This window comes from Peptoniphilus olsenii (assembly GCF_040545475.1).
GTDB lineage: Bacteria > Bacillota > Clostridia > Tissierellales > Peptoniphilaceae > Peptoniphilus_A > Peptoniphilus_A olsenii.
The window spans coordinates 56,895-69,879 of record NZ_JBEPMA010000005.1 but is presented as its reverse complement, the minus strand read 5'-3'; the positions used below and the strand labels follow the sequence as shown (position 1 = coordinate 69,879).

Below are 12,985 nucleotides of genomic sequence, written 5' to 3'. Positions count from 1 at the left end.
GAAAACTCCTAATTTAATTTATTTTCTATCAGTTGTACTAAATCCAGAGCATCTTTTTCCAAGACCTCTATATCTTCACCTTCTATCATTACTCTGACAAGAGATTCTGTGCCAGAAGGTCTTATGACAACACGTCCATTCCCATTATATTTTTCTTCAACACTTTTTATTTTTTCCATTATAATAGGAAACTCCATATATTTATTTTTTAAATCATCACGAACTTTTGCATTCATAAGTACCTGTGGATAGTTAGTAACAAGAGCATTTAAATCACTTAAATTTTTAGCTTCCTTCTTCATTATTTCAAGTAAATGAATACCTGTTGCAAGTCCATCTCCAGTAGTATTATAATCTAAGAAAATAACATGACCAGACTGCTCCGCTCCAATTACATAATCAGAATTTAACATTTCTTCTAATATATATCTATCACCAACTTTAGTAGGTATAAAATCTACTCCGATAGATTCAAGATATTTTTTTAATCCAAGATTAGACATGATAGTACCTACAACTGCATTGTTTTTTAGTTTTGATTGTTTTTTCAAAAAAGTTGCTGCAATTGCAAGTATATGATCACCATCTACTATTTGCCCCTTTTCATCCACAGCTATTATCCTATCAGCATCACCGTCAAAACTCATCCCTATATCCGATTTATTTTTGATAACCTCTTTTTGAATTAAATCAGGATTTGTAGAGCCGCATTTATCATTGATATTTTTACCATTAGGTTTATCATTTATTACATGGATATTTGCACCGTAACTTTCTAAAACTTCTACGGCTATATTTGATAGAGCTCCATTTCCAATATCTAGAGAAATATTGAAATCATCAAACCTCTCATCAATTAAATTCTTTAAATAATCTTTATATTTTTCTACAAATTCATTTGACCTAGTTATAGTTCCTATCTCTGCGCCAATAATTTCTTTGTATATCTTTGTCCCTTCAAGAATTTTGTCCTCAATTTCATCTTCAATTGAATCATCAAGTTTTAAACCATCTCTAGAAAAGAATTTAATTCCATTATGTTCAAAAGGATTGTGAGATGCAGAGATAGATACACCACATAAATACTCTCCAGTCCTTGTTAGATATGCAACTCCGGGAGTTGGTATGACCCCCGCAATATCAACATCAAGTCCTATACTTAATAGCCCTGCAACTAAAGAAGATTCAACTAAATCTCCAGATAATCTCGTATCTCTACCAACAAGTACTTTTCCTTTTTGGTTTTTTGTCAGAACAAAACCAGCAGCTCTTCCAATATCAAAACATAATTTTGGAGTAAGCTTTTGATTAGCAATGCCCCTAACACCATCTGTTCCAAATAATTTACCCAATTTAATCACCTATTTTATAATTTTCTTTTATATAATCAATTAAATATTTTTTGTTATTTAATTTTGGATTATCCAAAACAATATTTTCTAATTGTCTTAAAATATCCCCAATCTGTTTGCCCTCTTGATAGCCTAAAGCAATTATATCATTACCATCAATATTTAAAAATTTGTCGCTTTTCATCTCTTTTTCATTTAATAAATTTAATACCCTATCTCTTCTATTTTCAATAAATGAAGTATCTCTATCAGCACGAGTGCACTTACAATCAGCTATCAAAAGAGAATATAAATCCAAAATATTATCTTTGCCTACTCTTTTAATCTGTCTACGAAGTGCCTTATCACTCATCTTAGAATGAACTTTCATGTGGTCTAAAATTAAAATTTCAACTTTTTTAATAATTTTATTGGAGACTTTATATTTTCTTAATACTTTTTTTGCAACCTCTGCTCCCTCAACTTCATGTCCAAAAAAATGTCCTCTACCATCTTTACCAATAGTTAGAGTGTCTACTTTACTCACGTCATGAAATAACGCAGCAAGCCTTATCGAAATATCACAAGGAACATTATCAACTACACATAAAATGTGATCAAATAAAGTCTTATCATGGAATGGAGACATCTGAGCAAAACCAACAGTTCTTTTAATCTCAGGAAAAATAATATCTAAAACTCCAGTCTCTTCCATTAGTAAAAGATATGTAGATGGATTTGTTGAAGTTAGCATCTTCAAAAATTCATCAAAAATCCTCTCAACAGAAATATTTCTTAAAATATCTCTGTGAAGAGAAATAGCTTCAAATAAATCTTCATCAATATAAAAATTTAACCTGCCAGCAAATCTAATTGCACGCATAATACGAAGTCCATCTTCTAAGATTCTATCTGAAGGATTACCAACAGATCTGATTATTTTATTTTCTAAGTCTAGTTTACCACAAAATGGATCGAAAATATTCCCGTCAATATCCATAGCCATAGCATTAATAGTAAAATCACGTCTAGCTAAATCATCTTCTAAATTATGTGAAAAAGTTACACTTTCTGGTTTTCTATTATTCAAATATTTACCATCAATTCTAAATGTAGTAATTTCATATAACACTTCATTCAGTACAACTCCAATTGTCCCAAATTTTTCACCAATTGAAATAGTAGCATAATCATAGAAAACATCTTTTATCTGTTGAGGTGTTGCAGATGTAGTAATATCATAATCATTAGGTTTTTGACCCAAAAGTTTATCTCTAACACATCCACCCACAATATAGGCTTCAAAACCCGCATTATTTAATTTTTTTAATATCATAATAACATCTTTTGGCATAGTTCTCCATTCAATTATATCATTGTAACTGTCAATTTAAAATTAATATAGTTTAAATTTTCCAAATAAAGTATATATGATATAATATTTTAAATTGGAGGTTGTTATGAATAAAAAAATATTAATTATTACAACTCTTTCTATGAGTTTGGCATTTAGTGCCTGTGGAAAAAACAACACAAAGAATAAGTCCCAACTAGATAATAGCACTGCAAATAATAATGTTGAAAGTACAACAAAATCAAAAAGTACAGATGAAGAAATAGTGACTTCTAGTTTTGACAAAGAATTAGTTGACGAACTCGTCAAAAACTCAGATTATATCTCTAGAGTTCGACTACAAACTTCAAAAGCAGAAGGAGTAAATTCAACTTTTTTAAAAGACTACAAAGGCGACCTTTCTAAAATTGATATTGCTCTACCTAAAAACTTAAGTCCAAATCAAGAATATATTATATTCTATAAGGATGGAGAAAACGGAGAAATAATCCCGACAAACGATAACTCATTTATCGAAATTCAAGACGAAAAGGACTCCACACTAATTTATATCGAAGAAAAATATCCAGACACAAAAAACCCAAGAGATATGATATTCGATTCAAAAGAAGAAAATACAACAAATTCTAAAAAATAATGGAGGTAAATATGAAGAAAAGACTTACAAAAATAATAGTATTATTTTGCATAACAATAATTAGCATGACAAGCATAACTTTTGCAGCAAAAACTCCTGTTATAGAATACAATGGCAAAATTGTCAAAACAGATGTATCACCTTTTATTTCAGAAAACAGAACCTTTGTGCCACTGCGTTTTATTGCAGAAACACTTGGTAAAAAAGTTGAATGGAATGGAGAAAAAAGAATAGTAACAGTAACAGAAGACACATTTAGTATAAAATTAACTATAAATAATAAAAAAGCATTAGTAGACAATAAATTACTCTTGATGGACGTTGCACCATTAATAAAAGAAAATAGAACTTTTGTACCTCTTCGTTTCGTTGCTGAAAATTTAAATGCAGATATCAAATGGGATGCAAATAACTTTAAAGTCATAATTAATGACAAATCTCAAAAATTAAATCTTAATAATGAAGAACAAAAATACATTGATGAATTATCTTCTTTACAAAAAGATTTAGCAGCTTCTATCTCTAAATTAAAAAGTTCATTTTTCCAAAATGCAGCAAATTTAAATGAAAGTGAATTATTAGACGCTTACAACAGAGCAGAAAAAGAAATAGATGATTTATCAAATAAAGTTAAAAATTTAAATGTACCAGATAAATTTAAAGAAGCTCATGAATATACAATAAAAGCTAACGAAAAAGCTAAAGAAATCTTGCCAATATTTAAAGACTCTATAATTAACGAAAACGAAGATGCAGCTAAAAAGCTAATCAGAGAATTAACTGATTTCCAAGTGAAAATTGAAGAATCCAAAGACTCTTTAAACGCTGCAATAAAAGGTGAAACTTATAAAGCACAAAAAGACATTAAAGTATATAAAGATGAAAAAGCAAAGCAAGAAAGTACCGATAACTTGCTAGAAGATGCAAATCTTAAAGGTTTACTTGACAGACTATGAAAAATTTTTAAAAAAGTAGGTAGTATTACCTACTTTTTTTGTGTGCATAAATCATATCAAATAATCTTCGAAAATGAACTTAAAATCACAATTTGTAATAAAATTTCTTTCTGCATATCTTAATCCAACCTCTATTTACAAGTATACTTATCATAACTAGATTAGAATTTAAAACAAGAAGAGGCCTCATTTAAGACCTCTTTTTTATAACAAATACTTTAATTTTTAACTTCCTTTAACAATTATAAAATTAATTTATTTTTTAACGAATATTGTTTTAACAAGTTTAGTAATTATTTTATATTTAGATATGACTTGTTTAAAAAAATAAAATGTTTTGCTATAATCAATAGATAAACTAGGAATTTATTTTTTGATAATGGAGGTAATTATGAACAAGAGCAAAATTAATAAATTATTTTCTAGCATTTTTTTAATACTTATATTATTATTTTCGCTAACTTCTTGTAATTTTCTAGATAATCCTGAAGATAAAGTACAAGTTGGTATATCTTGGTCTACAGACACTGTTGATGAAAATTCAAAAGATAAAGTTGACGAGGATACCCAAATGTATGCTGATGCTGTGAGGAAAGCTGGCGGAAATCCAGTTTTTTTACCTAAATTAAAATCACAAGATGATGCCATTGACAATATTGATAAAGTTGATGTTGTTATAGTTACAGGCGGAGACGATATAAACCCAGAACTTTATGGTGAAGAACCCAATCCAAATTTAGAGGATATAAACCCACCTCGTGATGAATCGGACATCTACTTAATAAAAGCATGTCTCGTAAAAGATAAGCCAACTCTAGGAACTTGTCGTGGTATGCAACTTACAAATATATTATCAGGGGGTGCTCTATATCAGGATATCATTAGCCAAAGACCTACTGAAATTGTGCACAGAGATCCAAATAAAAAAGTATATGTAAAACATGAAGTTACAATCAGTGAAGGGAATATTTTAAGTGAGGTAATGGAAACTTCTGGAGAGATTGAAATAAACTCATGGCATCATCAAGCCATTAAAGATTTGGGAGAAAATCTATCAGTTTTAGCTACTGCACCAGACGGAACAATCGAGGCTATAGCACGCTCAGACAAAACTTTCTTCTTAGGTGTTCAATGGCATCCAGAAGAATTAATAGTCAATGATAATAACCAAGAAGCTTTAAAACTATACCAGAACTTTTTTAAAACAGCAGGAAAGCCAAGCAATAAATGAACACAATTAAATTCCTAGTTTAGAATTATGATTTTTAAAATAAAATTAAATTTAAGCATACAAAAAAGAGGCCTTTTGATGACCACTTTTTTGTATGATTATAAATTTTATATTTTATAAGAATTATTATAAAACTTTTAAAATTCAATTAAATTTAACTTTTCTATATCCAAAACAATAAAGACTCACATCAAATTTTCACTTTATATTTTAGATGATGAAGATATTTTCTTCAAATAATTTTTCTCGTAACCTATTACTCCATCTTCCATATTTTTACGTGCTTGTGAAAGCATTAATTTAATTCTGTTAAACTGATTAACTTCAGAAGCTGATGCATCGTAATCAAGTGGAATTATATTTGCTCTTTCGTAATTATTTCTAATAGCTTTTATTACTCCTTTACCAGTAATATGATTAGGCAAGCATCCAAATGGCTGAACGCAAATTATATTTTCAACGCCTGATTCTATTAATTCAATCATCTCTCCAGTTAGTAGCCAGCCCTCTCCATACTGATTACCTAAATCAACATATTGTTTGGCATATTCAATTATCTCTTCAATTTTTTCAGGTGCATTAAATCTTGTTTTATTGAGAGCTTCACGCACATATTTTCGATAGGATTCTATATAAAATATTCCCAGTTCACAAATTAAAGCTGTTATAGACGACTTAGACAATTTTTCAGCTTTTGTACTTGCATTTTTAAATGAGTACATCATAAAATCAGTTAAATCTGGTATTACTGCTTCTGCCCCTTCTCTTTCTAGTAGATCTGCTACATAGTTATTTGCAGCCGGATCATATTTGACTAAAATTTCGCCAACTATTCCTACTTTAGGCTTTTTCTCTTTAGTAATTTCTAGTCTTTCGAACTCTCTTATCATTTGATTTATATTTTCTTTAAAACTCTTTTTGCTATAATCAAGATTCTTATCAGTTGTAATTTCTATCCATCTATCTCTTAATAAATTAGCAGAGCCTTTAATAACTTCGTAAGGCCTTGTAGCGAGTGTAAGTCTCATTATTAAATCAGCATATAATAAACCTTGCACTAATTTTCTTCCAAGTCTTATTATTTGTCTTTTGGAAATATCTAAACCTGGATGCGATTCAATTTGTTGGAATGATAAACCAATTACAGGAACATGACCGTACCCTGAATTTTTTAGAGCTTTTCTGATAAACCCAACATAATTTGATGCTCTGCAAGCACCACCAGTTTGACTCATTAATAAAGCTACATGATCGGTATCATACTCCCCAGATTTTAGAGCATCTATAAACTGTCCTACTACAAAAATTGATGGATAACAAGCATCGTTATTAACATATTTTAATCCTTCATTTACTACTTTATGCCCAGAGTCTTGCAAAACTTTTATATTTATTCCTTCATTTCGCAGTACTGGTTCTAGTAAACTGAAGTGGAGCGGTGCCATTTGTGGCATTAGTATTGTATGAGTTGCTCGCATCTCTTCTGTAAATAATACGGGATTATCATCTAATAATCTATCTTCATCTGCTAAAATTTTTTCAAATTTTCTTTTTTCAGCAGCCTCTATTAGTGAACGCAATCTAATTTTTACTGAACCAAGATTTGAAACTTCATCAATCTTTAAAACTGTGTAAATTTTATTGTAAGATTCTAAGATATGTTGAACTTGATCTGTTGTTACAGCATCGATTCCACAGCCAAATGAATTCAATTGTACTAATTCTAAATTTTCATGTTCGCCCACAAATTTTGCAGCTCTATATAAGCGTGAGTGATAGTTCCACTGGTCAAGCACTCTAAGTCTAGAGTCGATGTCAACATTTCTTGCTATTGCATCTTCTGATATTACTGCAAGTCCTAGTGTAGTAATTAGTTCAGGTATACCGTGATTTATTTCAGGATCAATATGGTAAGGCCTACCTGATAGTACTATTGCTTTTAAACCACGTTTCTCAATATCTTCAAGTATTCTACTGCCTTCATTTAATACATCAAGCCTATATCTATCTTGCTCAGCATACGCGCGCTTTACGGCTCTTTTGATTTCATAAGCAGGTATATTACTGAAGACTTTTGTCATTCTAGTTTCAAGTTTTTTTCTATTATCAAAAGATATAAAAGGATTCATAAATTTAATATTTCCTTCAATAATATCATCGACATTATTTTTTATTACTTCTGAATAACCAGCTACTACAGGACAATTTAAAGTATTGTCAGCATTCTTAAATTGCTTTTCTTCATAGAATACTGAAGGATAGAAGATAAATTTTATTCCTTTTTCAATCAAGTTTTCTATATGTCCATGAGTTATTTTCGCTGGATAGCAGGCAGTTTCACTAGTTATAGTTTCAATTCCTTTTTCATAAATCTCTCTTGAAGATCTATCTGATAAAACTACAGAAAACCCAAGTTCTGTAAAGAATGTATGCCAAAAGGGATAATTTTCATAAATATTTAGAACTCTAGGTATTCCAACAATACCTCTGTTTGCCCTTTTTGGTTCTAAACTCTCATAATCAAATACTCTTTTATATTTATATCTATACATATTAGGCAGCTGGTCTTCTTTTTTCTTTACAAGACCTGCTCCTTTTTCGCATCTATTTCCTGTAATGTATCTTTTTCCATTAGGAAAAATATTTACAGACAAAGCACAATTATTTGTACATTGTCTACAGTTAGTTGAAATAGTTTTATATTCAAATTTATCTAATTCATCGTAGCTTATGATAGATGATTTTCCAGTAGACTTTTCTTTAGCTATAAGCGCTACACCTAAAGCTCCCATGAGTCCCGCTATTTCAGGTCTCGTAACTACAACCCCAGTTAAATTTTCAAAAGCACGAAGCACTGCATTTGATAAAAAAGTGCCTCCTTGAACTACAATATGTGTACCTAATTCTTTAGGATCTCTAACCTTAATTACCTTTTGAAGTGCATTTCTTATTACAGAGTAAGCAAGCCCAGCAGAAATATCAGCTACCGAAGCTCCCTCTTTTTGAGCTTGTTTTACATTTGAATTCATAAAAACAGTACATCTAGAGCCTAAATCAACTGGTGTTCTAGATTTAGTTGCTTCATTAGCAAACTCTTCCGCACTCATATTAACAGAATGAGCAAAAGTCTCTAAAAATGAACCACAACCTGCTGAGCAAGCTTCATTTAATAATATTGACTCGATAACTCCATCTCTTATCTTCATGGACTTCATGTCTTGACCGCCAATATCTAAAATAAAATCTACCTGAGGATCAAAACTTTTAGCTGCGGTAAAGTGTGCAATAGTCTCAACTTCACCTAAATCTAAATTTAAAGCAGATTTTAAAAATTCTTCTCCATATCCAGTAGTACCCGCTCCGGCAAAATAAGCTTTATCATGTTTAATTTCATATATTTTTTTTATTTGTTCAATCGCAATATCTAAAGGGTTGCCCTTATTAGATCCGTAAAAACTATATAAGAGCTCATTATCTGGAGTTATTACCACTAATTTTGACGTTGTCGAACCTGAATCAATACCTAAATACATAGGCCCAATATACTTTGAAATATCAATCTTTTTAAGGTTTTTGGTTTTATGATTTTTCTCAAATTCCAATGCATCTTTATCATTTTTAAAAAGCGGGGGCATGATATCATTCTCAGCTATAATAATTTCTTGTGAGTTATTTACCCTATTAAATAATTCTACAAAAGAAATTGGTTTAAAGTTAAAACTAGAAATTGCAGCACCAATAGCTACAAAAATTTGTGAATTTTCCGGCGAAATTATCTCTTCTTCTTTCAAATTTAGAGTTTTTATAAATCTCTCTTTTAGCATTGGAAGAAAATGAAGAGGACCTCCTAAAAAAGCCACATTCCCTCTAATTGGTCTTCCACAAGCAAGGTTAGATATTGTTTGATTTACTACAGATTGAAAAACAGAAACTGCAATATCTGATTTGCTCGCACCTTGATTAATTAATGCTTGTATGTCTGTCTTTGCAAAAACCCCACAACGTGAAGCTATAGGATATAATTTCTCATAACTTTCTGCCAATTTATTTAAACCAGCAGCATCTGTTTGTAAAAGAGATGCCATTTGGTCTATAAATGCACCAGTTCCACCAGCACAAATACTATTCATTCTTTGTTCTACTGAGCCTTTCAAGTAAGTAATTTTAGAATCTTCCCCACCTAGTTCTATTGCAACATCAGTTTTTGGGATAAAATTAGAAATTGCTTCTTTGCCTGCAATTACTTCTTGAACAAAATCTATATCAAGTAATTCGTGTACTGATAAACCACCACTACCTGTGACAGCAACTGTCACTGTTTCATATTTGAAATCTTCATAGACTTCATCAATAATATCTTTTACAGTTTTACGCACATCAGAAAAGTGACGTCTATAAGTTGAGTATAAGATGTTTAATTTATCATCTAGGATAACAAGCTTTACTGTTGTTGAACCTATATCTAAACCCATATGAATGAGCATATTTATTTTTTCTCCCTTCAGAATTTAAAAAATAAAATAATTTCAGATTAAATTTCCTTGTCTTCATATTATATCACTTTCTGAAAAATATAGTTCAAAGTATACTAGAAAAATAATAATTGACAAAAATTTTACAAAAAAAAGACGAGTCAAAAGACTCGCCCTTTAATTAAAATTAACTATAAAATTAATCTTCTGGATTTGGTGCTCCAACTGGACAAACAGCTGCACATGATCCACAATCGATGCATTGATCTTGATCAATTACATAGATATCTCCGTCACTTATACAATCAACTGGACATTCTGGTTGACATGCACCACAAGCGATGCAAGAATCATTAATTACATATGCCATAATATTACCTCCATAAATTCTTTATACCAATTTCTTATGAAACTTATTTCATAAGTTCTGAAATTATAGTAACACAATTATTATTATTTTTCAATCTATTAATCTTAAATTTTTTAATATTTTTTTATTATTTTTTACAACTAATAAAAATAATCGCTAAATATCAATATTAATAGTGTTTATTAAATAATATTTTTAAATAGAAATTATTTTTAAAATTAATTATCTATTACTATTAATAAATAATTCATAGCATTTTACTATGTTTTATTCTGACTTAAAAACTCTAAGAGAATTTAAGATACATATAAGTGCCACTCCTACATCGGCAAAGACAGCAAGGGGCATAGATACATTTCCTAGCGCACCTAAGATAAGAACAACAACTTTTAAAAATAAAGCAATAAATATATTTTGATAAGCTATGTTTTTTACTCTTTTTGAAATTTTTATAGCTTCTACTATTGAAGAAATATCATTATTAAATAAAATAATATCAGAAGACTCTATAGCGATATCTGTTCCCGAACTCATTCCTATTCCCAGATATGCACTTGCTAAAGCTGGAGCATCATTAGTACCATCTCCAACATATGCAAGTTTGTTATCTTTCATCAATTCATTTATTTCATTTAATTTATCTTCAGGCAATAAAGATCCTCTTGCATTATCCACTCCAATTTGTGATGCAATTTCTTTTGCAATGCTGTCTTTATCGCCGGATAAAATATAAGTTTTAATATTTAATTTTTTAAAGAAATCAATACTTTCTTTAGCATCTTCTTTTATAGTATCAGAAAGAAAAATTATACCTAATAATTTTTCTTCATCTGCAACAAATACTTCAATTTTATTAGGATTTTCTATACTTAAATTTCTTTTTATATTATTATCATCAATAATCTTCGAATTTCCTACAAAATACTTTTTACGATTGTGTAGAAATTCTAAGCCTTTACCACTAATATTTTTTAGATTTTCAGGATTTTGTTTGATATCCTTTTTATCTAGTATGGCCTTGGCAATAGGATGAGTTGAATATTTTTCACCTATAGCAGCAATTTCTAAAATTTCCTCTTTATTCGCGTTTAATTCTAAAATATCATCTACAGTGAGTTTACCTTTTGTGATGGTTCCAGTCTTGTCAAATGCAATTGCATCTATATCTGTAAGAGCTTCAACAGAATTGCCACCTTTCACAAAAATTGACTTTTTAGACAGAGAACCAATACCTGCGAACATTGTTAATGGAACAGAAAGAACTAAAGCACATGGGCATGAAATCACTAAAAATATAGCCGACCTATACAGGCTTTCTTTAAAACCATAACCCACGAAAAATTTCAAAAGAACAAATAAAATAGAAGCAAGCGATAAAACAATTGGAGTATATACTCTTGCAAATCTTGTTATAAATTTTTCAATTTCAGCTTTATTAGATGAAGCATTTTCAACTAAATCAATGATTTTAGCAATTGTACCTTCTCTATATTCCTTTTCAACTTTAACTTCTAAAGAATTCTCTAGATTTATATATCCTGCAACAATTCTATCTCCTAAACCTAAACTTACAGGGGCAAATTCACCAGAAATATTCGATGTATCAACATCAGATATCCCTTTTGTAATAATTCCATCGAGTGGAACTTTTTCACCAGGTCTAATTAAAATTTTATCTCCTACATTTACATCAACAGGATCTATTTTTATCAATTCTTCATTTCTAAACACATTGGCAAAATCAGGTTTCAATTTCAATGTCTCTTTTATAGATTTACGTGAATTATCCACAGCTTTATCTTGTATATATTCGCCAACACTATAAAATAACATTACTGCAACAGCTTCTGCATATTCTCCAGCGACAATTGCGGCAACTGATGCGACGGTCATCAAAAATTCTTCATCTAGAAAATCTTTCCTTTTTAAACCCTTAACTGCTGATAAAATAACTTCTCTGCCAACTACTACAAAAAGCAAAATATATATTACAAATTCTACTTTATCATCTAAATTTAAAAAATGAAGAAAAATAAGACTACAAAAAACTAAAATGAATTTAATTATAGAAGGTTTATCATCATCTTCTTCATCATTAAATTCATAATTTTCTTCAACTTTGACTCCATCTTCTATAGAATCTGCGACTTCTTGTATAATTTTCATAAGTCTTTCTTCGTCTTTAATATCAGATTTAAGAGAAAGCTTTTGTGTATTTATATTAAATTTTACATCTTCTATGTTGTCCATAGAATCTAATTTAGCTCTAATTTTTTCAGCACAATTTGCACAACCCAAGTTACGCATAATAAATTCATAGCTGATCATGATGTCACTCCTTTTTTTGTTTGTTCACTCGTTCATGTATAAATTATAACACCACTATTCTCAAAGTCAATTAAGAAATATAAAATGTATTTATACAAAATATTTATCACTAACAAGCAACAATTTCATTCATTATAGCAAATATTTACTTGAATATGCGGATATTCATATATTAATTATATTTTTCTCTTAATTTTAAAAAATTTTTATGTTTGCTCTTCACTTTTATTCTAAATTATGAGATAATATATGTCGGTTTAAAAAGTATTTCGTTTTTTGTAAACTTTTAATATTTCTTGTAAAAAA

General features: G+C 29.5%; 8 protein-coding genes. 3 read left to right on the top strand and 5 right to left on the bottom strand.

Going from position 1 to position 12,985, the window contains the following annotated elements:
- Positions 1-8 precede the first annotated feature (8 nt).
- Both glmM and ABID14_RS05565 read right to left on the bottom strand, forming a co-directional pair.
- The gene (gene glmM / locus ABID14_RS05570) at positions 9-1,352 is read right to left on the bottom strand and encodes a phosphoglucosamine mutase (RefSeq protein ID WP_354367989.1); all 1,344 of its coding nucleotides are present in this window, start codon (positions 1,350-1,352) and stop codon (positions 9-11) included.
- Between the two features lies 1 nt (position 1,353).
- Entirely contained in the window at positions 1,354-2,685 is a 1,332-nt protein-coding gene (locus ABID14_RS05565) for a CCA tRNA nucleotidyltransferase (protein ID WP_354367987.1), read from the bottom strand.
- Between the two features lie 106 nt (positions 2,686-2,791).
- Between ABID14_RS05565 and ABID14_RS05560 the strand changes: the two genes are divergently transcribed.
- The 3 genes from ABID14_RS05560 to ABID14_RS05550 all read left to right on the top strand — a co-directional run bounded on the left by ABID14_RS05560 (position 2,792) and on the right by ABID14_RS05550 (position 5,509).
- Positions 2,792-3,322 (top strand): hypothetical protein, encoded by a 531-nt coding sequence (locus ABID14_RS05560; RefSeq protein WP_354367985.1) that lies wholly within the window; start codon positions 2,792-2,794, stop codon positions 3,320-3,322.
- A gap of 11 nt (positions 3,323-3,333) precedes the next feature.
- A complete protein-coding gene (locus tag ABID14_RS05555; protein ID WP_354367983.1) occupies positions 3,334-4,278 on the top strand; it encodes a copper amine oxidase N-terminal domain-containing protein in 945 nt (314 codons plus the stop codon).
- Positions 4,279-4,669: 391 nt separating this feature from the next.
- Positions 4,670-5,509, top strand: coding sequence for a gamma-glutamyl-gamma-aminobutyrate hydrolase family protein (locus tag ABID14_RS05550; RefSeq protein ID WP_354367981.1), 840 nt, complete (start codon positions 4,670-4,672; stop codon positions 5,507-5,509).
- Positions 5,510-5,712: 203 nt separating this feature from the next.
- On the opposite strand, the gene ABID14_RS05545 is transcribed toward ABID14_RS05550, so the two are convergent.
- The 3 genes from ABID14_RS05545 to ABID14_RS05535 form a co-directional block, all read right to left on the bottom strand.
- A complete protein-coding gene (locus ABID14_RS05545; protein ID WP_354367980.1) occupies positions 5,713-9,993 on the bottom strand; it encodes an acyl-CoA dehydratase activase-related protein in 4,281 nt (1,426 codons plus the stop codon).
- Between the two features lie 187 nt (positions 9,994-10,180).
- Positions 10,181-10,351, bottom strand: a complete 171-nt coding sequence (gene fdxA / locus ABID14_RS05540; protein WP_354367978.1) for a 4Fe-4S ferredoxin — start codon at positions 10,349-10,351, stop codon at positions 10,181-10,183.
- A gap of 267 nt (positions 10,352-10,618) precedes the next feature.
- Positions 10,619-12,679 (bottom strand): heavy metal translocating P-type ATPase, encoded by a 2,061-nt coding sequence (locus ABID14_RS05535; protein WP_354367976.1) that lies wholly within the window; start codon positions 12,677-12,679, stop codon positions 10,619-10,621.
- Between the last annotated feature and the right edge of the window lie 306 nt (positions 12,680-12,985).

What these genes read in the sequence shown, in the direction of transcription:
- ABID14_RS05565 (WP_354367987.1), bottom strand. Translation starts at nt 2,685, where the DNA reads ATGCCAAAAGATGTTATTATGATATTAAAAAAATTAAATAATGCGGGT.
- ABID14_RS05560 (WP_354367985.1), top strand. Translation starts at nt 2,792, where the DNA reads ATGAATAAAAAAATATTAATTATTACAACTCTTTCTATGAGTTTGGCA.
- ABID14_RS05555 (WP_354367983.1), top strand. Translation starts at nt 3,334, where the DNA reads ATGAAGAAAAGACTTACAAAAATAATAGTATTATTTTGCATAACAATA.
- ABID14_RS05550 (WP_354367981.1), top strand. Translation starts at nt 4,670, where the DNA reads ATGAACAAGAGCAAAATTAATAAATTATTTTCTAGCATTTTTTTAATA.
- ABID14_RS05545 (WP_354367980.1), bottom strand. Translation starts at nt 9,993, where the DNA reads ATGCTCATTCATATGGGTTTAGATATAGGTTCAACAACAGTAAAGCTT.
- fdxA (WP_354367978.1), bottom strand. Translation starts at nt 10,351, where the DNA reads ATGGCATATGTAATTAATGATTCTTGCATCGCTTGTGGTGCATGTCAA.
- ABID14_RS05535 (WP_354367976.1), bottom strand. Translation starts at nt 12,679, where the DNA reads ATGATCAGCTATGAATTTATTATGCGTAACTTGGGTTGTGCAAATTGT.